We start from the raw sequence: 21,463 nt of genomic DNA, 5'->3' as shown, positions 1-21,463 counted from the left end.
ACCGCCCGCGGCCGGGGCTACGGGCCCGTGACCTGTCCCGCCGCGGGACTGCTCGCCGGTCCGTTGTCCTGCGGCGTGGTGGCCGAGCTGGAATCGGGGGAGAACAGACTCATCCCGAGGTAGACGGCGGCCAGGAACGCGACCGTACCCGCGATGGCGCTGGCGACTCTGGGCCGGCGTCTGATCGCCTCACGCGTGCTGCGCCGCTTGCTGCCGCTGCGGGAGCGGCCCGCCGCCCGCCGCCCGTGGCCGCTGGGTGCCTGGGGCAGACGGTACGTGGTCGGGGCGCCGGAGTCCGTTCCGGAGTGCCGGCCGGTGGCGGAGGGCGGCGCGGTGGCCGGAGGGTAGGCCGGGGCCGGTGCCCGTGGGGGAGCGGGACGGTGCAGCGGCAGGGGTTCCGCCTGGCCCCGCCAGGCCTCGCTGTGGAACCAGTCGGCGACCTGCTGGGCGGTGGGCCGGTCCTCCGGCTGCTTCGCCAGCAGGCCCAGAAGGTAGGAGTCGAAGGCCGCGGACACGTCGACGCCCCGCTGCCGCAGGGGCACGGGAGGCGTGTCCACGTGCTGGTACAGGGTCGCGGTCGCGGTGTCCGAACGGAAGGGTGGCTGACCGAGCAGCAGTTGGTAGACGACGCAGCCGAGGGAGTACATGTCCGAGGCGGCACCGGCCGTGTGGCCGAGGGCCCGCTCCGGTGCGAGGTAGAGACTCGTGCCGACGATGTGGCCCGTCGTGGTGAGGGCTGCCGAGGGATCGTCGACGAACTGGGCGATGCCGAAGTCGCCGATCTTGACCGAGCCATCGGCGTCCAGCATCAGGTTTCCCGGCTTGATGTCCCGGTGGACGATGCCCTGCCGGTGTGCCGCGGCCAGACCGGCGGCGGCCTGGCCCGCGATCCGGGCCACCTGATCCGGGGCCAGCCGTTCCTGCGCCAGGAGCAGATCGCCGAGGCTCCTGCCCTCGACGAGCTCCATCACGAGAAAGAGCCGGTCCTCCCAGGACCCGAAGTCGAACACGGCCACCAGATGCGGGTGGCTCAGCCGGGCGGCGGTCTGGGCCTCCAGCCGGAACCGTGCGGTGGCCGACTCGTCGGCATGCTCGCCCAGCAGCAGCTTCACGGCGACGGCCCTGCCGAGGACCTCGTCCGTGGCCCGCCAGACCTCACCCATCCCGCCACGGCCGATGGCGGATATCAATCGGTACCGACCAGCAACCAGCACCTGTGCACACCTATCTCGAATGGCTCGCGTATCTCGAACAGCTCGGGCCGAGGACCGCTTCGGCCGCCGCAGCGGTCCTCGCCGGGAACGGGGACGGGGTGGGGTACGCGGCAGGATTCAGGATATCCGGCACACGGACCGTGTACGACCGGCCGTCACCCCTTCCCCGCCTCCCGGACGGTGACGGACCGGCAACCGGCGGTGCCGGCACGGCGCAAGCCGGGTCAGGAAGCCGCGTTCCGCCCGGACGCCACCGGTACGGAGCCGGGGAAGAGCCAGGCGAACGCGGCCTCGGCGGTGAACTCGTCCTGCCCGCCCGGGAAGAGCAGCCCCGCCGCCGCGAACGCCGGATCACCGGCGGTCGCGGGCACGTACGGGACCGCGATGCACCGCATCCCCGCCGCGTGCGCGGCCCGGGCGCCGGGTGCCGCGTCCTCCACCACCACGCAGTCGGCGGGCGCGGCGCCGAGGCGCCGGGCGGCCTCCAGGAACACATCCGGTTCCGGCTTTCCGCGTGCGACCTCCTCGGCGGAGACGTACTCGGTGAGGTACGCGTCGAGGCCGGTGCTCTTGAGTACGGCCTCGATCACGGCCAGGGAGGAACCCGATGCCACCGCCATGCCGACGCCCCGGGCGTGCAGCATCTCCACGAACCTGCCCATCCGGGGGAAGACTTCGGTCGATGTCCGTGCCAGCTCCAGATAGATCGCCTCCTGGCCTGCCAGCAGCTCGTCGACGGGCGCCTCGATGGCGTACTCGGTGCGCAGGACGGTCAGCGCCTCGAGGTTGCTGATTCCGATGAACCGGGCGTTCTGCTCCCAGGTGAAGTCGGGCACTCCGTACCGTTCGAGCAGCAGACGCGCCGACTCGTAGGCGTTCGGTTCACTGTCCACGAGCGTGCCGTCGAGGTCGAAGACGACCCAAGGTGGCCCCATGTGTGATGAGTTCATGGCAGCCATGATCTCAGTGGGCGATCATGCCTGGCCGGCCGGAGCCGCCCGGCCCACCGATTCCACCAGCGGCAGCAGCCGGTGCGCGACCCGCTCGCGCAGGGCCACTTCGGTCCGGGTCCTGACCACGCCCGGCAGTTGGATCAGCTGCTGGATCACGTCCTCCAGGTGCCCGTTGTCCCGCGCCACGACCCGTGTCAGCAGATCGCCGCCGCCCGTGGTCGAGAAGGCTTCGACGATCTCCGGCACGGCGGCGAGCGCCTCGCCGACATCGTCGAGGTGTCCCTGCGTGACCTCCAGATGCACGAAGGCGAGCACCGGGTGGCCGAGGGCGGCGGGGGAGAGGACCGGACCGCTGCCGGTGATCACACCGTCCCGCTCCAGCCGGTCGATCCGGGCCTGGAGGGTGCCCCGGGCGATGGACAGGATGCGGGCGTACTCGCGCACGCTCGTCTGCGGCTGCTCGATGAGCAGCCGCAGAATCCGGGTGTCGAGTGCGTCCACCGCCATGCTTCGCCGGCCTCTTTCGGGTACGTCGGTCGGGGCAGCGACTGTATCAACGGCGCAGCTCAGGGCCGCGGTGACGGGGCCACCGCCCCTTACCCGTGCCCGCGTACGGAGACGGGTAAGGGGCGGCCGCGGGGTGTCAGAACTGCACGTCGGAGCAGGCGTAGAAGGCGTTGCCCGTGTCGGAGATCGTCCAGACGCCGAGGATCAGGTGCTTGCCGGACTTCTGCGGCAGCACGCCCGAGTGGCTCACGGTGGAGCCGGGGAGTCTGCCGCCGAAGGGCACGGTGAGGAACGGCTGCGGCTCCAGGTCGGCCCGGGTGAGCGGCTGCGTGGGGTCGTAGCCGTCCTTGGTGATGTAGTAGCGGAAGTCGGTCGTGGCGTGCCGGGCTTCGATCCGCCAGTTGAACGTGTAGTTCTCTCCGGCGGTGACCGGGGTGGCGGGCCAGGCGCCCCCGCGCGGGTCGTCGAGCTGGGAGAAGCGGCCGATACCGCCCGAGCAGATGTGGCCGTCGGCCGGTCCGCGGGTGGGGAATCCCTTGGGACCCTCGACGCTCGGGGGCTCCCACTGGATCTGTCCGCAGTGCTTGACCGTGCCGAGTCCGCAGAGCTGCTGGCGGCTGACGGGGGAGTCGGTGTAGCCGTGGCTCTGCGCGCTGCCGGAGGTGGCGAACAGCGCCACGCCGGCCAGGCCGAGCCCGGCCAGTAAGGAAGTGATCTTTCTGCGCATACGTCGCTCCTGGAGATGTGGGGTGATGTCCGGAGAGTGCTGCGGTCTAGACCAAGGGTGAGCGTAGTGATGTCAATTCAACATGTCTAGACCAGCAGAAGATGACGGTTCCGGACCCCGTGGGCGTTTGCCGGACTCCGTCAGCGTCGAAGTCGGGCGGGATGTTGGACATGGCGCTGTAGGGAGATCCTTGGTACGGATCATGAGAAGGCCGATGACACTTGCGGCGAACCCGAGGACGGCACAGAGGTCCATGGCGCTGTGGAAGGCGTCCATATAGGCGTCCTGTCCGGCGCGCCGCATCTGCTCGTACTCGGCGCCGGCAGAGCCGAGGAGGTCGCCCACGCGATCAGCTCCGGTTCCCTGGAAACCGTCGTCGAAGGGAGCGGCGCGCTGCGCGCTCGCCGGCTTCGGAGCGGGTGAAGCCGGCGGTGACGCGGTTCTGGAAGAAGGCGCCGACAGCCGCGATACCCACGGCGATGCCGACCTGCTGGAAGGTACCGGTCATCGCGATGGCCATGGTCCCCGCGTTCCAGTTCGAATACTGGCAGTGGCTGTCTCTCACCCTGACGGCTCCGTTGGTCACCTACGCGGCCTGGCCCTTCCACCGTGCCGCGTGGACCAACGCCAGGCACGGTGCCGCGACCATGGACACCCTGATCTCGGTCGGGACCACGGCCGCGCTGCTCTGGTCGCTGTGGGCGCTGTTCTTCGGCACCGCGGGCACCCCGGGGATGACGCACGCCGTCGAGCTGACCATCGCCCGGAGCGACGGTGCCGGCAACATCTGAACGGGAAGGCTGCCGCTCAGCTGCTCGCTGACCGGATCTCGGCCGTCTTCGTGCCCGTGGTGATCACGCTCGCACTCGGCACGTTCGGATTCTGGCTCGGCAACGGTGCCGGATTGTCGGCGGCGTTCACGGCCGCCGTTGCCGTCCTCATCATCGCCTGCCCGTGCGCCCTCGGGCTGGCCACCCCCACAGCCTTGATGGTGGGTACCGGCCGCGGCGCCCAGGTGGGGATCCTGATCAAGGGGCCCGAAGCCCTCGAAACGGCCCGCAAGGTCGACACGGTCGTACTGGACAAGATGGGCACGGTCACGACGGGGCAGATGACACTGATCGCCGTGCGGACCGAGGAGGACGAGGCCGAGGTCCTGCGGCTGGCAGGCGCGCTGGAGAACGCCTCCGAGCACCCGATCGCCCGCGCCGTCGCCGAGGGTGCGAAGGAAGAGGTCGGCGCGCTCCCGGTCCCTGAGGACTTCACCGATGTCGCCGGTCTGGGCATCCAGGGGGTCGTGGAGGGGCGCGCGGTGCTCGTGGGCCGCCGGAAGCTGCTGGACGAGTGGGAGATCCGCCTGCCGCCCGGCATGGAGCGGGCCAGGACCGAGTCCGAGGCCGCAGGGCGAACCGCCGTCCTGGTGGCCTGGGACGGCAAGGCGCGCGCGGTACTGGAAGTCGCGGACGCGATCGAGGAGTCCAGCCCCGAGGCCGTCCGCCGGCTGCGCGCGCTCGGCCTCACCCCGATCCTGCTCACCGGCGACAACAAGACGGTTGCCGCCACCGTCGCGGCGGAGGTCGGGATCACCGAGGTGATCGCCGAGGTGATGCCCGAGGGCAAGGCGGATGTGGCAAGCGCCTTCAGGGGGGGGCAGCATCGCGATGGTCGGGGACGGCATCAACGACGCGGCCGCACTCGCTCAGGCCGACCTGGGCCTGGCCATGGGGACAGGGACGGACGTGGCGATCGAGGCAAGTGATCTCACCCTCGTCCGGGGCGACTTGCGAACGGCGGCGGACGCCATCCGTCTCTCCCGTAAGACCCTCGGAACCATCCACTCGAACCTCTTCTGGGCCGTCCTGTGCAACGTGACAGCCCTGCCGCCGGCCGCAGCGGGCCTGCTGAACCCGATGATCGCCGGAGCCGCCATGGCCTTCTCATCGGTTTCCGTGGTGGGCAACTCCCTGCGGCTGCGCCGCTTCACCGCGCAGTCCTGAGGCCTGCCCCGCCGTCCGTCCACCCGGTCCGCGGTCCCGGCCGGGACCGCGGACCGGGTGCTCACGCCGCGAAGACGGTATCGCCGCCGACCACGGTGCGCATGACCCGCAGACCGGACAGCTCCACCGGCTCCGCCCGGAGCGGGTCGCCGTCGAGCACCACGAAGTCCGCCAGCCGGCCCACCGCGATCGTGCCCTTGCCGGAGTGTTCTCCGGTGACGCGCGCCGCGGCGGTGGTGTAGCCGGCCAGCGCATCGTAGGAGGTGACGCGCTGCTCCGCGCCCAGCAGTTCGCCGTTGCGCGTGAGGCGATGCACCGCGGTGTTCATGGTGAAGAGCGGATTCACCGGTGTGACCGGGCAGTCGCAGTGCAGCCCGTAGGGAAGGTCGGCGGCCGCCACCGACGCCACAGGGCTGATCCGCTCGCTACGGGCCGGGCCGAGGAACCGGTCCCGATGCCTGTCGCCCCAGTAGTAGACGTGATTGACGAAGATCGAAGCGGCGACACCCAGCTCACTCATCCGTCCGATCTGGTCCTCGCGAAGGGTCTGTACGTGTTCGAGGCGGTGGGGCAGTACCTGATCGGGGTGGGCGGCCTGCGCCCGGCCGATCGCGTCGAGGGCGAAGTCGATGGCCTGATCGCCGTTGGTATGGATGGCGACAGGACGGCCGGCCGCGTGGTTCTCGGCCACCAGGGTGTCCAGCCGGCCGGGCGGGATCGCCATGGAGCCGCAGTGGCAGCCGCCCAGGTCCTGGTACGGATCGGTCAGCGCGGCGGTGTGGAGCTGGATGGAGCCGTCGGAGATGAGCTTGACGCCGCCGACCACCAGGTGATCCGTCGGATCGGCCGGCTCCACGAGCTGATCGTGCACGCCATGGGCGAGGTACAGCCGCGCCCGCAGACGCAGATCACCGTCCGCGTCCAGCCGGCGGTAGGCGGCATACATCTCGGCGGTGACGAACATGTCGTGGAAACTTGTCACCCCCACCCGGGCCATCGCCTCCTGCGCGCGCAGCATCGCCTGACGCCCCCGCTCGAGATCCATCCGCGGCACGGAATCGGGGAACAACAGCATCGCGGGCATCTCGCGCAGTTCCCCGGTGGGCGATCCGTCCGCGGCGCGGATGAGCACGCCACCGGCCGGATCCGGGGTCTGCCCGGTGATCCCCGCTGCCGCCAGGGCGGCCGAGTTGACGTAGACGGCGTGCGCGGAAGCGTGCCGTACGAGAACGGGGTGGCGCGTCGACGCCCTGTCGAGATCCGCGACGGTCAGGCCGCGGTCGTCCGCGACCAGGCTGTCGTCGAACCCCCACGCATCGATGAGCTGCCCTTCCGGGGTTCGCCCGGCGCGCGCCGCCAGCGCCTCGATGAGTCCGTCGATCGTCGGGCAGGCGGCCGGAGTGGCATCGACACCGTCCAGCATCAGTCCCCACATCATCGGGTGCAGATGCGTCTCGATGAATCCAGGGACCACCACGGCGCCGCCCAGATCCACCACCTCGACGCCGTCGGAGGCCAGGGCCAGGATCTCGGCATCGGAGCCTGTGGCCACGAACCGGCCGTTCGCACAGGCCATTGCCGTCGGCGCGACCGGCTCCGGACCGGCCATCGTGCGGATGTCACCGTTGATGTAGACACGGACACCTTCGCGGTTCATGCCGTTCTTTCCCTCTCGTCGTGCGTGCGTGGGGACCGGTCCACCGGCCCCCACGCACGGTCGCTCAGGTTGCTGTCCGGGGTCAGTCCTCGCCGATCAGGACGTGTGCGTAGTTCACCCCGCCGGCCCCGATCATCTGGGCGAACCCGATCCTCGCCCCGGCGTGCTGACGCTCACCGCAGCCGCCTCGGAGCTGCCGGGTGATCTCCACGAACTGGGCGAGTCCCGTGGCTCCCCCCGGATGGCCGCGACCGATGAGCCCACCACTGGGGCTGACCGCCACGCGGCCACCGATGTGGAACTCGCCGTCGGTCATGAGGGACGGAGCCTGTCCGGCGGGGGCGAGTCCGAGATCCTCGATGTACTGCAACTCCTCGACGCTGAAAGCCTCATGGACCTCCACGATGTCCAACTGGCCGGGGCGGATGCCTGCCTGCTCGTAGGCCTGTGCGGACACCCTCCCCGTGACCCCGAGATCCGGCATGAAGGCGCCGGCTCCGTGCCATTTGTCCGTCTCGGCCACCGCCGCCGCGACCCGCACCGTGCGCTGCCCGGATGCGGAACCGCTGCTGGTGAGGATGGCTGCGGCGGCGCCGTCGCCGATGGGGCAGGACTCGACCCGTCGCAGCGGATCCACCAGCATCGGGGCCGACTTCAGTTCGTCCATGGTGAGCGCCCTGTCGCGCTGGGCCACGGGATTGCGGCTCGCGTTGAGCAGGTTCTTCTCGACCACCAGCAGCGCGGCATCGGCCGATTCGCCGTACCGGTGCATACGCGCCTGCTTCATCAGCGCGAAGGACACGGCCGGGACCGCCATACCGGACACCGAGATCAGGTCCGGTGCCCGCTCGTCCTGCGCGGCGCGGCTCATCAGCAGGGACCCCAGGCTCCCGATGCCGACCGCGGCGGCCGTCTCCACCCGCCCGGATGCGACGGCCTGCCGCGCCTGCTCGAACGCCGCCGTGCCCGTGGCCGAGGCGTTCTCCACGGCGACCGCCGGAATCCCGGTCCAGGCCATCTCGTGCAGCACCAGCGGCGCCGAGGACATGCCCGTACCGACCGCGCCGACGACGAGCAGGCCGACCTCGGACCAGTCCACGCCGGAGTCCGCGAGTGCCGACCTGAGGGCCCGGCCGCCCTGGACGTGGGCGGGAGTCTGCGTCCTGGAAACGATCGGTGTCATTCCGACGCCGGATATGTATACGTCACGCATGGTCGGTCCGGGCCTCGAATCCATAAGCGGTGAACCGGGCGCCGTCCATGCCGACGACGCGGGGTACCACGGCCACGGGATCACCGATCCGCATCGCGCCCGCACCGACACCGAGCACTTCGACGTCGCAGTCGTCCATGCGGACCTGCACGAGGGTCACGGGAGGCTCTGCCCAGGCAATCGGGAACATCGCGGTGCAGTGGGAGGCGACAACTCCGCTGCCGGGAAGGTCGATCGGCGCTGCCGGGGCGTAGCACCGCACACACCGGTCCCGGGAGGGAAAGCCCACGGTGTCGCAGCTGGAGCAACGGGCGGCCCGGAGGGTGACACCGGTGTCATCGCACCGCAGTGCCGCATCGTCGAACGAGGGAGGCATGACGAGTTACATCTCCTGGATTTTCGGAGTACTGGAAGGCCGGCGCGGGCCGGGCAGATGCTCAGGGCTGCGTACGAGAGGTCCTCACGGAGGGAATCCGGTTACGGCCCCGGTCAGATCCGCCGGGTCCGGTCCGTCCAGTACAGCTCGCGAAGGTCCTTCTTGAGTACCTTCCCGTTGACGCTCCGCGGCAGCCGTTCGACGAGGTCCACCCGCTTCGGAGTCCGTACCGGCCCCAGCTTGGTGCGGCACAGATCGATCAGTTCGGCCACGTCGATGTGAGCGCCCTCGTTGAGTTCCACGACCGCGGTGACGGCCTCTCCCCAGGTCTCGTCCGGGACGCCGATCACCGCGCAGTCCTGCACCGCCGGATGGGACCAGATGACCTGCTCGACCTCGGCGGGGTAGACGTTGAACCCACCCGAGACGATCATGTCCTTCTTGCGGTCGGTGAGGGTGAGGTAGCCCTGCGCATCCAGGAAGCCGATGTCGCCGGTGTACAGCCATCCGTCCCGGACCGCCTCGGCCGTCGCCTCGGGATTGTCGTAGTAGCCCTTCATGACCAGGTCGCCGCGCACGCAGATCTCGCCCCGCTCGCCGGTGTTCACCGCGGTGCCCTGCTCGTCGCGGATCTCGACCCGGATCAACGGCGACGGCCGTCCGCAGGAGAGCAGGCGGGCGTCCCCGGCGACCTCACCGCCGACGAAATGCTCTTCCGGACGCAGGAAGCTGATGGAGCCGGGAGCCTCGGTCTGCCCGAACGTTTCGAGCATCACCGGCCCGAACGTCTCCAGACACTCGCGCAGCTTCTCGGTGGACATGGGGGCCGCCCCGTAGAGGAAGTACCGCAGTGACGTGAGGTCGTAGCCGGCCAGGCCGGGCTGCTGGAGCAGCCGGTAGATCACGGTGGGGGGCAGGAACAGATCGGTGACCGCATACCGCTCGACGGATTCGAGCAGGGTCACCGGGTCCGGCCGCTTGAGCACCACGACGGATCCGCCCCGGGCGCTGGCGGGCAGGGTCAGCATGCCTGCCGAATGCGTCATCGGTGCCGCGGCCAGGTTGACCACCGGCTCGTCCGCGCGGTACTGCATCACCAGCATCAACTGGGCGATGCAGGTGCCGAAGCTCCGGTGCGTGTTCATCACGCCCTTGGGCCGGCCCGTCGTTCCCCCCGTGGGCGAGATCATCGCGACGGTGTCCAGCGGCACATCGACGGCCGGCCGGGTGGCGGGGGCGTCGCCGAGCCACTCGGCCAGCGGGGTCGCGTACCGGCGCGCCTCGGCAGCGGCCTGGTCGCCCTCCAGCCGGATGAACCGAACGCTGTCGCCGACCTCGGCCTGGATCTCATCCACGGCCGCAGACAACGACGGGTGGTAGAAGAGCACGTCGCAGTCGAACTGCTTGATGAATCCGATGCTTTCGCTGACGGGGCTCATGGGGTTGAGCGGCACCCAGGTTCCGCCGACCCGCCAGGCGGCGACGACACACAGCCAGGCGGCCGGATCGTTGGGTGACAGGACCGCGACCTTGGTCTCGAGTTCGAGTCCGTCCCGGTGAAGCGCGTTCGCGATGCGGCAGGAGAGCGTGCCTGCCTCCTCGAAGGTCCAGTCGATCTCGCCGTGGCGGTAGGCGACCGCCTCCGGATCGAGGTTCCATCCTTGATCGAAGAAGTGTGAGAGAAGCATGGGATCAGTCCTTCCCATCCTGCCGGCCGCGGCTGTGCGGGGGCGTTTCCAGGAGCTGTCTGCGAATGCAATCGAATCGGGTTGCGCCCGGGGCGGCGGAGCGCGAACAGGGCTGACCCTGCGCACTTCCGGCCGGGGAGGTCTCCGTCGTAGCCATCCACACGCTAAACCATTGGTCATTAGGTTTACAGGGCGTGTGATCCACGTCACAGCTCTCCGTTCGCTCGAAATGTCTGCGGCGCAGGCGTTGACGCGTAAACCAACGGGCATTAGTTTTGCGCTGCGCCCTGAGTCACAGTTGAAGCCGTGTCACTGATGGCCTCCTCCGACTCCGTTCTGGCTGCATCCTTCTCGGTCCCCCTGGTGGGCAATTGGTCGAGCGGTCGTGCCTGTGTGCGCCACCTCGGCAGGTTAGGAAACCGATGATTTCAGCGCGAGAATTGATCGACAGCTCACCGATCAGCCGACTCCAGGTACGGGTGATCGTGCTCTGTGCGCTGGTCAGTATGGCCGAGGGCTACGACATCATCTCGATATCTCTCGCCGTGCTGCCCATCACCGATGACTGGGGTATATCCGGCGGTGAGTCCGGCCTCCTTTTCAGTGGAGGTCTGATAGGGATGGCCGTGGGTTCCATTACCCTCGGACCGGTCGGTGACCGCTACGGCCGTCGGCCACTGCTGATCGGCTCACTCGTCGTCATCACAGTCGGCGTCGCGCTCTCCGCGGTCGCCGGTGACGTCACCCAGCTCGTTCTGCTGCGGATCCTGACCGGACTCGGAATGGGCGGCATCATCCCCAGCCTGCCGATCATCGTCAGCGAGTACAGTCCCGCCCGGAAGCGCTCCACTCTGATCGCTCTGTTTGCCATCGGCATTCCGGCCGGTGGGGTGCTCGGCGGTGCGGTCGGGACGCTTCTGATGTCGAGCTTCGGGTGGCGTGCGGCGTTCGTGTTCGGAGCGGTCATCACTGCGGTGACCGTGGGCGTGGCATATCTGGGAATCCCGGAGTCCCCGGACTATCTGGAGGCCAGGGGAACCGAAGCCGCCCGAAAGGAACTTGCCGCGCTGATCGAGGCGATGAACCTGCCGGGCACCCCCGGGGGCGCCGGGACGCGCGACGTGATCGAGGTGGCGCCGCCGGGCACGGCGGGATCGGCTGCCCTGAGGTCGTGGGCACTGGCCGCCACCTGCGTGGCATTCTGTCTGGTCAACTCGGCCTATTTCTTCGGAAACACATGGACACCGAAATTGCTGAAACTGGCCGGCCTGTCGAACAACGAGGGAATCGGAGGAGGACTGCTCTTCTCGTTGGGCGGCGCGTTCGGCATGTTGCTGCTGGCGGTACTGACGCTTCGGTTCGCCTCGATGAGGGTCACCGCAGCCTTCGTCCTGGCCGGCGCCCTGTTGTTCGCCGTCATGGCCTCGGTGTCCAGTCGGCTGGGCCCCACGCTGGTGGGTGCGGCGTTGCTCGGGCTGTGCCTGAGCGCCGCCTATGCCGGGCTGTACGTCATGGTGCCGATTCTGTTCCGTCCGGATGCGAGGGTATCGGCTCTGGGAATTGCGGCAGGCCTGGGCCGCATCGGCAGCATCGCGACTCCCTTGGGGGTCGGAGTATTGGTGGACCGCTCCTGGGCGGTGGATTCGATCTTCTTGGTGTTCGTCGTTCCGACGCTGGCCGCGGCGGTGGTGATCACCTGTGCAAGCGTGCGCAATGCCCGCGAATCCACTGCCGCGCCGGAACCCGGCGGGGTCGCGGCCAGAGGGGCATCCGTCCGGTGATGTCCGCCCACGGGCACCGTCGGCCGGGAGACGCGGCATTCGGGGCCGCGAGGACCCACGGGAGCGACCGGACACCGCAGATACCCTGCACATGCGCACACCTGGATCGCAAGAGGCTGTCAGGCGCCGAGCAGAGGGGACCGCATTCCAATGGCTCGACCGCCGAAACCGTTGATCAGCCGGGCCGCCGCAGTAGCGGGAGCCATCGCGATCATCGACAGCGAGGGGTTGGAGGCCTTCAGCCTGGCCCGGCTGGCCCAGCACCTCGACGTCAAGACTCCGTCGCTCTACCACCACTTCTCCGACCGGACGGAGGTCCTTACGGAGGTGACGCGGGCGATCGTGTATGAGACCAGGATCCCCCGGCGACCGGAGTCCGGCGACTGGCAGGACTGGGTGCTCGCGTACAGCCTGAACTTTCGTGATGTGGTGCTTCGGCACCGGAATGCCGCGCCCGTGTTGCTGCAGTTCCTCCCGCGCGACCTCGTCACCGACATGTTCGAGGCCGCTGCCGTCTACCTGGCGGAGATGGGGGTCCCCGTGCGCCTGCACGTGCAGCTGCTCGACGGACTCGAGAAGCTGACGCTGGGTGTCACGCTGACCGAGGCGATGAGGCCGGCGGCCAAGAGCGCCAGGGTCTTCGCGAACGTGAACCGGGCGGCTCACCCGACCCTCTCGGACGCCATGGAATCGAATCCGCTCACACCGCGGCAGCTGCACGAGCAGATGGTGCGAAGCTTCCTGCGCGGTGTCGTCCGCTGCGACGAGGAGCAGGGTCCGTGAGGACTCCACGGTGCGCACCCCGGGCGTCGAACCGCGCCCCTGCCGCACACACGGCAGTGCACGCCGGCCCTTGCCGGGACGTCGGCGCCACCGCCGGACCGGCCACGTCGTGCTGGATCCGCCTACCGGGACGATGCCTGCGGTACGGCGCGGCAACGGCTCCAATAGCCCGACAGGACCCATCGGCGGGAAGGGGACGGGCGAGGACCGACATCGTGCCGGAGTCCGCGGCCATCGGTGCCACGATCCGCGAAGTCGCCCCCGGAGGTCCGTGACGAAGAGGAGGAACAGGTGCATGACGTCCTGTCCGGGGGAGACCTCGGTGCGGAGCCGGTGCCGCCCGGCCCGGCCGTGCGGTCCGAGTGGCCGGGCCCGTGGCGCCGGAACGCTTCGGTGACCGATGGCTGACCTCCTGCCCCTCGCCGGCACCGCCGTCGGCGTCTTCCTGCTGGCCGCGCTCGCCCAGGCGGTGACGGGATTCGGCGCCGCGCTGGTCGCCGTGCCCCTCCTGGCGCTCGTCGTCGACCCGGTGACCGCGGTGGTCGCCGCCACCATGGCCGGTCTCGTCCTCACCGCCGGTTCCTGGCGGCGTGAGCGCGTCCACGTGGATGGCGCAAAGGCCCGGCGCCTCGCGCTCGCCGGGGTGCTCGGCATGCCGCTCGGACTGGTCGCACTCGCCCTCGCCGACGAGCACACCCTCTCGCTGCTGATCGGTGGCGCGCTGCTGGTGCTGGTCGGACTGCTGTCGTTCGGTGTGCGGCTTCCCGAGGGGAGCGCCACGACGTGGACGGCCGGAGTCGTCAGCGGCGGCCTGCTCACCTCCACCGGCATGAACGGCCCTCCGCTGGTGCTGGCGCTGCAGGGGCTCGAACCGCGCCGCTACCGGGCGACGTTGCAGGCCGTCTTCTGCGGACAGGACGTGGTCGCGGTCACGGTCTTCGTCGCGCTGGGACACGTCTCGGCAACCGCGCTGCTCCTGACCGCGGCCGGGGTACTGGGTCTGCCGCTGGGCTGGGCCGTGGGTGACCGGGTCTTCCGGCGGGTCCCGGCGGAACGCTTCCGGCCGGTCGTGCTCGGTGGCCTCACCGTCATCGCGGTCCTCATGCTCGCCGGAGCCTCCTGACCGGCGCCCGGCCCGGGTCCACGGGACGCGTCAACCGTACGGACCGTCACGCGGGGCCGGGTTCCCGCGGCCGGCCGGTCGCCCCGGTGGGACCGCGGAGGGGAAGTCCGGCCGTATCCCCACGGTCCTGACGTGCGGCACGGGAGCACTGCCGGGCCCCGCGATCGTCACCCGCTTTGCTCTGCCCTTCCGCCCTGCGGCTAGTTTGTGTGCAGGACGGTTACGCAGGCCCGTGGCGGTACGGACGCACGGGGGACGGGAGGTCGGGAAGAGTGTCGCTGCGCGGAGGTGATCCCGCCGAGATCGGCGGATATCCGCTTGAGGCGCGCCTCGGCTCGGGTGGCATGGGCACGGTCTTTCTGGCCCGTACGAACTCGGGACGGCCTGTCGCGATCAAACTGATCCACCAGCAGTTCGCGGGGGACGACGAGTTCCGCATCCGTTTCCGGCAGGAGGTGGAGGCGGCGCGGCGGGTGAGCGGCGCGTTCACCGCCGCCGTGGTCGACGCCGCCCCCGACGCCGACCAGCCGTGGATGGCGACGACCTATATCGAGGGGCACACGCTCGCCCAGCGCATCGCGTCACAGGGGCCGGTGTACGGAGCGGAGTTGAGGAGGCTGGCCATCGGGCTGGCGGAGGCCCTGCGCGATATCCACCGGGTCGGGGTCGTCCACCGCGACCTGAAGCCCTCCAACGTCGTGCTCTCGTCCGAAGGGCCGCGTGTCATCGACTTCGGCATCTCGCGCGCGGTGGACCAGCAGACGATGACGATGACAGGGCGGGTCATCGGTACGCCGCCCTTCATGTCGCCCGAGCAGTTGCAGGCGCCGCGTGGGGTGGGGCCGCGGTCCGATGTCTTCTCGCTGGGGACGCTGCTGGTGTACGCGGCGACGGGCCGCGGGCCCTTCGACGCGGAGAGCCCGTACATCACGGCGTATCAGGTGGTGCACGAGGAACCGTCGTTGGACGCCGTGCCTGCGGCTTTGCGTACGGTCGTCGAGTCGTGCCTGGACAAGGAGCCCGACGGGCGCCCCTCGGCGGACGAACTCCTCGTGCTGCTGCGGGACCTGCCGGCCGACCTCGGTGGGACGGAGACGAACCTCGCGGGTGCGGGCCACACCCGCGACATACTCACCCAGCACCACCTCGCGACCCCGGCCACCCCGGCACCGACTGCCCCGGCCACTGCATCGGCCGGTCCGGATTCCGGGAGCACGGGCACCTCCGTCGGCCGCCGTCTGCGGCGCCGATGGCGGCCCGTACTCGCGGCCGCGGTGGCGGTGGCGGCGATCGGCGGGGGAGTCGCCGCGTTGAAGGCGGGCGGCCTCGGGGAGAACAGCGACGGCGGCCAGGGCAAGAACGTCGCGGCGCCGGGTGCCCTTCCGGACGGCTTCGGACCGTGGCGCACGACCGTGAAGGGCGGTCAGGCGGACATTCCTGACGAGCTGCGCTGTGTCGCCCGCGACGGCGCGCTGTTCTGCGGGGGCGGCGGTGTCGTCGCGACCCGTATCAGGGCCTCGGACGGCTCGCGGGTGTGGACGGTGAAGAGCCCGGGCGTCCCTGTCCAGGGCATGCATCTGGTGGGTGCCACCGACGACACGGTGCTCGGCTACCGATTCGCCGCCCAGGACGCCCCGCAGGACCCTCGCGACGAGGTGGTCGCCATCGACGCGGACACCGGCCGGGAGCTGTGGTCCGTGCCGTCCGGCGCCCAGTCGACGGCCGTCACCGGCCGGACTCGGGACGCCGTGGTGATCGGCTCCACCGTGGTGACCGTCGATGCCTCCAACTCCCGTTTCGAGGCCCGGGACGCACACAGCGGCGAGGTCGCGTGGAGGGCGTCGTTCCCCGCGGGAACCCAGTGCGCTCCCGTTCCGGCGGGCCCTCGGCTGCTCGCGATGTGCGCGACGGCTGCCGAGGTCGACGGCACTGCGGTGCGCCACTCCACGGTGCACACCGTCGACCGGACCTCGGGGACGTGGGGCAGGGCCATCGCGGTCAAGGGCCCGGCCGTTCCGATGGGCGTCGCCGACGGCAGCCTCGTACTCCTTCAGGAGCACATGGAGGGAACGGCACTGGCCGGCTACGACGGTGTGGCGCGGGTCGACCCGGCCACCCGGAAGGTCACGTACTCCCGGCTGGCCCAGACCTGCGCGGGGACGCCCGGCATGGTGAACGGCACCGTCTACGTGAGCGCTCAGACCGGACTCGTCACGGCGTTCGACCCCGCGACCGGCCGGAAGAAGTGGTCACGGCAGATGGGCGTGGAGGGCGCATCGGGTCCCGTGGCGGGAGCTGACGCACTGTACTTCAGCTCGGCCACCGGCCGGGTGGTGGCGCTGTCCCCGCGCAACGGCAGACCCCTCTGGACCACGGATCCGCAGGCCGACGGTCTGACGGGCGAGCAGGGCGCAAGCCCGCGCGTGACCGTCGTGGGCCGGGCGGTGATCGTGGCCGCCGCCAGGAACACCGTCTTCGCCTTCGACGCCCGGAAGCCGCCGAAGTCGGGCTGACCCCGGCGGCGCCCACCGGGCGGTCTCAGGACAGGGCCGGTGCTGCGGCAGGAGCGGGGCGGAGCTGTCCGGTACGGCGCAGGCCGGCCAGGGCGGCGGCGCAGCCGAGCCCGAGTGCGGTCAGTGCGGTCCAGGGCAGCCAGGGGGTGTCCGTGCGGGCGGCGAGGTCGAACAGGGCGCCCACGGCGAGGTTTCCGCCGGCGACGGCGATGCCGGCCGCGGTGCTGTAGGCACCGTAGTACGTCGCGACCAGCCGTTCACCCGAGAGCCGGACCAGGGTGTCCATCTCGAACGGGTAGAGCAGCGCCGAGCCGGCAGCCAGCAATGCCGCGCAGAGTGCCAGACCGGCGAGACCGACTACCGCGGCGACCCCGTGCACGGAGTGATGGGGGCCGGGCAGCAGCGGCAGGAAGGCGGCCCCCATCACGAGCAGACCGATGGCGATGGCTTTCGGCGGATCCAGCCGTGTGCGGGCCCAGTCGGTGAGCCGCAGCTGGCCTGCGACCGCGACGAGGGCGGAGACGGCGAAGACCACGCCCATCGCGGTGCCGCCGGAGTCTCCAAGGAGGGTGCGGGCCTGCAGCGGCAGGGCGAGGTAGGTCTGGAAGGCCAGCAGGTAGGAGCCGGCCATCGCGGCGGAGAACAGGACGAAGGGCCGGTTGCGGCCGATGGCGCGCCAGTCCGCGGCGACGCCCCGCCACCCGCTCGTGCGCTGCGCGTCAGGCACCGGACGGCGGGCGGGCAGGGCCCGGGCCTGGACCACCGCCAGCACCGCGAACACGGCCGCCGAGACGGCGCACACCCATCGGAAGTCGAGGGTGAGCAGGGCCAGCCCGGCGAGTGGGCCGAGCAGGATGCCCGCCTGGTAGAAGACGTTGAAGCAGGCGAACGCCTCGACCCGGCGCTCGCCGGCTCCGTCTGCGAGGTAGGCGCGCACAGCCGGGTTGAACAGCGCCCCGGCGAATCCGGTGGCCGCGGAGGCGATGATCAGGGCGGGCAGGGAGCCGGCGAGGGCCAGCAGCGCGAACGCTCCCGTTCGCAGGGCACATCCGGCCAGGATCATCGGCTTGTAGCCGATCCGGTCGGCCAGCGTTCCGCCGAGCCAGAACATCCCCTGCTGGGACAGGTTGCGTACGCCCAGCACCAGGCCGACGGCCCAGGCGGCGAGGCCCAGACCGTGGGCGAGATGGTCGGCGAGATAGGGCATGAGCATGTAGAAGCCGAGATTGATGCCGAACTGGTTGACCATCAGCAGCTGAAGGCCCGGTTCGAACGAGCGCACCTGGGCGCGCAGCCGCCTCACCGTGCACCCGCGAGCGCGACGTGGTCGGCAGCCGCAACCGGATCGGTGACGGTGGTGCAGCGCGTCCAGGACACGACAGCCCGTTCGCCGGGGTCGGTGATCTCGTCGGGCTCGCGCGGTACGGGACCGTCCAGCAGGTGGTGGCCCCGGCACCAGCCGTCGTTGTAGATGGTGTCGAGGTAGCGGTGGGGGCCGTCGGGGAAGACCGCTGCGATCCGCGATCCTGCCGGCCAGGTACGTGCAGCCCATCCGGCGACCAGCGCGACCGCCCCCACACTCCACCCGCCCGAGGCGTAGTGGCGGCGGGCCAGGGCGCGGCACGCCCACACCGCTTCGGCGGGGGCGACCCAATGGACCTCGGTGAACGCGTCATGGGCGACGTTGCCCGGGTGGATGCTGGAGCCGAGCCCGCGCATGAGGCGCTGCCGCGCCGGCTGTCCGAAGATCGTCGAGCCGGTCGCGTCCACACCGATCAGCGCCAGGTCGGGGAACGTCCGGCGCAGTGCGGCCGAGATTCCCGCGGAGTGGCCGCCGGTGCCGACGGAGGCGACCAGGACGTCGATGCGGCCCAGCTGGGCGATGAGTTCGGCGGCCAGCGGTGCGTAGGCGGCGGTGTTGTCGGGGTTGTTGTACTGGTCCGGGCACCAGGCGCCCGGATGCTCGGCGAGCAGCTCGGCCACCTTCTCGCGCCGGGCCTGCTGCCAGCCGCCCACCGGATGAGCGGTGGTGACGAGTTCGACGCGGGCGCCGTAGGCGGTCAGGGCCCGGCGGATCACGGGTTCGAGGCCGGGGTCGGTGACGACGGTCACCGGGTGCCCGTAGGCGATGCCGGCCAGGGCCAGCCCGAGCCCCAGGGTGCCGCTGGAGGATTCGACGATCGCCGCACCGTCGGCCAGGTCCCCACGGGCTTTGGCCCGGGCGACCATGTGAAGGCCGGGGCGGTCCTTGATGCCGCCGGGGTTGGCGCCTTCGAGCTTGGCCCAGAAGCCGCGTCCTTCGCCGGCGAAGGGTTCGCCGATCCGCAGGACCGGAGTGTTGCCGACCAGGCCGGACGGGCCACTGGCCGAGGTGGGGGCAGGGTTGTACGCAAGGGGGTTCATGAAGGTGTCACGGCTCCTCGCCCCGGCCGCAGAAGCAGGCGCGGGGTATCGGCGGATAACGGCGCGGACGCGCAGCCGCTTTCCGTCACGCCGTCCGGCGTGACGGAAAGCGGCTGCGCGGGACCGGTCAGGTCCGCGCCACACACAGGGCCGTGAGAATGCAGCGGCCGCCGGCCGCCCCCTGGCCGGGGGCTCGGGCAGCACCGGCACCGGTCAGCCCGGCGTCGGCCACGTCGGGCCGGGCGTCCGTCAGGAGTGCGCCGCCGAGTACCGGCGGGGAGGGTGCGTCGCTGCGGACCCGGTCGACTGCGTGGTCGCCGGTCTCGGGGCAGCACGGTGCGCGCTGAGGGGGAGAGGCCGTGGCCCCGCCGGCTGTCCCGCCACCGGGCGCGGCGAAGGCAGCCACGGAGAGCGTATTGGGCTGATGGTGCTGACTGGCGAACGCCGGCCCGTGGCTGTGCACGCAGGCCAGCAGGTGGAACGCCACCCAGATCAGGATGACGAGCACGCCGCCGTCCCGCACACGGCGATGCGCTGAGGAGAGCGACGCCGCACCGGTCATGCACACAAAGTATCCTGACGACCACTCAAAGTCACATCGCGGCAGGGTTGGTCGGGGCAGTGCGATCCCGGCAGTCGCGCGACCTGCCGCCTCGCCGGCCGGGAAGCCCCTGCTGTGTCAGCTGCGCAGGAGCGGCAGCGGCAGCGGCCGGGTGTCCGGCTGGTCCGTTGGCCCTTCTGTGGCCGGGCGAGGTGGCGTAATCCTGGGCCATTGGCCTACAGGGTCGGGTCCGAGTTGAACCATTAGCCCTCTTGATGCTGAGATGGATCTATCAATGGCGCTGCGGGTCCCCCCTGGGGATCTCCACGGCGCCTTTCTCATGTCTGCGCTGGTGCAATGCGTGAAAGGGGCGGGGCGACTTGCTGAAGAGGGCGTTCATCGCACACGATCCGGGGCGGATCCGGCTGCGGTTCGCGTCCCGGGCCGTACTCGGCATCGGGCTCGCCGTCGTGCTGTGCGGGGCGGCCGGGCACTCGTTGGCGGCGGCCATCACCGGAGGCCTGGCCGCGCTGCTCGCGCTGTTCACGGTGACCGACCCGACGGTGCGCGGGCAGGCCGTCACGACCGCGCTCCTCCCCGTCGTCGGTCTCCCGGTACTCACGCTCGCCGCCGTGCTGCACGATGTGCCCATCGCGCGCGACCTGGCGTTTCTCGCTGTCGTCGGGGCGGGGGTGTACGCGCGGCGGTGGGGACCTCGTGGGCACTCGCTGGGTGTGTTCGGCTTCATGGCCTATTTCTCGGCCCAGTTTCTGCACACCGTGCCCGGACAGCTGCCCGAGCTGTACACGGCAGTGCTGCTGTCGCTCATCGCTTCGTCGGTGGTGCGGTTCGGGGTGTGGTGCTACGAGCGGCGGCTCGCGGCCCCCGTGGCGGTCGCCCTCCCCGCCGGAGCGGCAGGGTTCGGACGGATCACGACGCGGCAGGCCGTGCAAGCGGTGTTCGGGGCGGGATTCGCGCTCGCGGTGGGGCAGATGCTCTCCGATCAGCGCTGGTACTGGGCGGTCGGCGCCACCTGGTGGGTATTCGTGGCCACGACCTCGCGGGGCGAGACCGTCGTGCGCGGGTTCCGGCGATTCCTGGGGACGGTCCTCGGGATCGGCCTGGGCTTCGCCGTGGCCGTGCCGCTGCACCACGAGCCCGTCGTGGCCGCTGTGGTCGTGGCGCTGAGCGTGTTCGGGATCTTCTACACCGCCGCTGTCTCCTACACGTGGATGATGCTGGCCGTGACCGTGATGGCGAGCATGCTGTACGGGCTGCTCGGCGTCCTCGACGCGGGTCTGCTCATGCTGCGGGTGACCGAGACGACGGCCGGTGCGCTCGGCGCCGTACTGGCGGTGCTGTTCGTGCTGCCGGTAACCACGCACTCGGTGACCGAGGCGTGGGTGGAGCGGGCGCTGCGGTGCGTGCACACGTGCACGGCGGAGGCCGCCGCCCGGCTCGCGGGGAGCGAGGACGCCGACCCGCCCCGGAGCGTTGCCGAACTGGAGGCGATCCTCGGCCGGGTGCGCCTGTCGCTCGCGCCGCTGGTGCATCCCCTCAACCCGGTGAAGGCCCGCAAGCAACGGGCGCGGCACGTGCTCGCGCTCCTCGACGACTGCGCCCGCGAGGTGCGCGGCCTGGCCTCCGTCGCCGCCGACCCGGAGGCCTCGCACGACATCCGGCTCGCCGCGGCCTGCTGGCGGGTGGAGGCCGCCGTCGAGGCCCTCACCGAAGCGCCGGCCGTCGGGCGGGAACTCCGGACCGACAGTGCGGTGGCTGCGGAGCCGGCGGGCGCCGAACCGGTGCTCGCCCACCTCCACGCGCTGGAGAGGGCCCTGATCGAACTGGCCGTGCCCCTGCGGAGGCCTTATCGGATCCCGGCCGGCGCCTGACCGTCGCGCGGGGGCGGCCGCGCCTCACCCCGGCCCAGACCCCTCCGTGACGGCGGCCTCCCGGCGCACGTGGCGACGACGGAACCCGCCCTCGC

17 protein-coding genes and 1 pseudogene are annotated in these 21,463 nt (G+C 70.8%); 7 read left to right on the top strand and 11 right to left on the bottom strand.

The features are described 5' to 3' along the window. Nucleotides 1-17: 17 nt before the first annotated feature. From OG782_RS03795 to OG782_RS03780, 4 genes are all read right to left on the bottom strand, one after another. Complete coding sequence (locus OG782_RS03795; protein WP_406458822.1) at nucleotides 18-1,328, bottom strand: serine/threonine-protein kinase; 1,311 nt, start codon at nucleotides 1,326-1,328, stop codon at nucleotides 18-20. A 110-nt stretch (nucleotides 1,329-1,438) separates the two neighbouring features. Then, nucleotides 1,439-2,164, bottom strand: a complete 726-nt coding sequence (locus tag OG782_RS03790; protein ID WP_406447963.1) for an HAD family hydrolase — start codon at nucleotides 2,162-2,164, stop codon at nucleotides 1,439-1,441. A gap of 24 nt (nucleotides 2,165-2,188) precedes the next feature. Then, nucleotides 2,189-2,674 carry an Lrp/AsnC family transcriptional regulator gene (locus OG782_RS03785; RefSeq protein WP_406447962.1) on the bottom strand — a complete coding sequence of 162 codons (486 nt, stop codon included), beginning with the start codon at nucleotides 2,672-2,674 and terminating at the stop codon, nucleotides 2,189-2,191. A 136-nt stretch (nucleotides 2,675-2,810) separates the two neighbouring features. Beyond that, nucleotides 2,811-3,401, bottom strand: a complete 591-nt coding sequence (locus OG782_RS03780) for a lytic polysaccharide monooxygenase (protein WP_406447961.1) — start codon at nucleotides 3,399-3,401, stop codon at nucleotides 2,811-2,813. Between the two features lie 261 nt (nucleotides 3,402-3,662). On the opposite strand from OG782_RS03780, the gene OG782_RS03775 reads away from it, so the two are divergent. Continuing rightward, a complete protein-coding gene (locus OG782_RS03775; protein WP_406447960.1) occupies nucleotides 3,663-3,824 on the top strand; it encodes a hypothetical protein in 162 nt (53 codons plus the stop codon). A gap of 74 nt (nucleotides 3,825-3,898) precedes the next feature. Further along, nucleotides 3,899-5,398, top strand: a pseudogene (locus OG782_RS03770) (heavy metal translocating P-type ATPase); the annotation flags it as partial. 61 nt (nucleotides 5,399-5,459) lie between these two features. On the opposite strand, the gene OG782_RS03765 reads toward OG782_RS03770, so the two are convergent. The 4 genes from OG782_RS03765 to OG782_RS03750 form a co-directional block, all read right to left on the bottom strand. Then, nucleotides 5,460-7,055 (bottom strand): amidohydrolase, encoded by a 1,596-nt coding sequence (locus OG782_RS03765; protein ID WP_406447959.1) that lies wholly within the window; start codon nucleotides 7,053-7,055, stop codon nucleotides 5,460-5,462. Between the two features lie 82 nt (nucleotides 7,056-7,137). Next, entirely contained in the window at nucleotides 7,138-8,268 is a 1,131-nt protein-coding gene (locus OG782_RS03760) for a thiolase family protein (RefSeq protein ID WP_406447958.1), read from the bottom strand. Next, the gene (locus OG782_RS03755; protein WP_406447957.1) at nucleotides 8,261-8,428 is read right to left on the bottom strand and encodes a hypothetical protein; all 168 of its coding nucleotides are present in this window, start codon (nucleotides 8,426-8,428) and stop codon (nucleotides 8,261-8,263) included. The genes OG782_RS03760 and OG782_RS03755 overlap by 8 nt, the downstream gene beginning before the upstream one ends. Before the next feature lie 329 nt (nucleotides 8,429-8,757). Next, entirely contained in the window at nucleotides 8,758-10,332 is a 1,575-nt protein-coding gene (locus OG782_RS03750) for a class I adenylate-forming enzyme family protein (protein ID WP_406447956.1), read from the bottom strand. A gap of 422 nt (nucleotides 10,333-10,754) precedes the next feature. Between OG782_RS03750 and OG782_RS03745 the strand changes: the two genes are divergently transcribed. The 4 genes from OG782_RS03745 (at nucleotide 10,755) to OG782_RS03730 (ending at nucleotide 16,532) form a co-directional block, all read left to right on the top strand. Next, entirely contained in the window at nucleotides 10,755-12,113 is a 1,359-nt protein-coding gene (locus OG782_RS03745; protein ID WP_406447955.1) for an MFS transporter, read from the top strand. 150 nt (nucleotides 12,114-12,263) lie between these two features. After that, entirely contained in the window at nucleotides 12,264-12,896 is a 633-nt protein-coding gene (locus OG782_RS03740) for a TetR family transcriptional regulator (protein ID WP_406447954.1), read from the top strand. 400 nt (nucleotides 12,897-13,296) lie between these two features. Further along, on the top strand, nucleotides 13,297-14,019 hold the full coding sequence (locus OG782_RS03735; protein WP_406447953.1) for a sulfite exporter TauE/SafE family protein: 723 nt from the start codon (nucleotides 13,297-13,299) through the stop codon (nucleotides 14,017-14,019). Nucleotides 14,020-14,291: 272 nt separating this feature from the next. Then, a complete protein-coding gene (locus tag OG782_RS03730; protein ID WP_406447952.1) occupies nucleotides 14,292-16,532 on the top strand; it encodes a serine/threonine-protein kinase in 2,241 nt (746 codons plus the stop codon). A 25-nt stretch (nucleotides 16,533-16,557) separates the two neighbouring features. On the opposite strand, the gene OG782_RS03725 is transcribed toward OG782_RS03730, so the two are convergent. From OG782_RS03725 to OG782_RS03715, 3 genes are all read right to left on the bottom strand, one after another. Next, a complete protein-coding gene (locus OG782_RS03725) occupies nucleotides 16,558-17,835 on the bottom strand; it encodes an MFS transporter (RefSeq protein ID WP_406447951.1) in 1,278 nt (425 codons plus the stop codon). After that, complete coding sequence (locus tag OG782_RS03720; RefSeq protein WP_406447950.1) at nucleotides 17,832-18,935, bottom strand: PLP-dependent cysteine synthase family protein; 1,104 nt, start codon at nucleotides 18,933-18,935, stop codon at nucleotides 17,832-17,834. Before OG782_RS03720 ends, OG782_RS03725 begins: the two co-directional genes overlap by 4 nt. Before the next feature lie 127 nt (nucleotides 18,936-19,062). Next, on the bottom strand, nucleotides 19,063-19,497 hold the full coding sequence (locus OG782_RS03715) for a hypothetical protein (RefSeq protein ID WP_406447949.1): 435 nt from the start codon (nucleotides 19,495-19,497) through the stop codon (nucleotides 19,063-19,065). Nucleotides 19,498-19,856: 359 nt separating this feature from the next. On the opposite strand from OG782_RS03715, the gene OG782_RS03710 reads away from it, so the two are divergent. Further along, the gene (locus tag OG782_RS03710; RefSeq protein WP_406447948.1) at nucleotides 19,857-21,368 is read left to right on the top strand and encodes an FUSC family protein; all 1,512 of its coding nucleotides are present in this window, start codon (nucleotides 19,857-19,859) and stop codon (nucleotides 21,366-21,368) included. Nucleotides 21,369-21,463: the final 95 nt, after the last annotated feature.

Origin of the sequence: Streptomyces sp. NBC_00876, assembly GCF_045207435.1 — a bacterium.
GTDB lineage: Bacteria > Actinomycetota > Actinomycetes > Streptomycetales > Streptomycetaceae > Streptomyces.
Note: the sequence above shows the minus strand (reverse complement) of the source record. Positions and strands in the feature narration are given on the sequence as shown.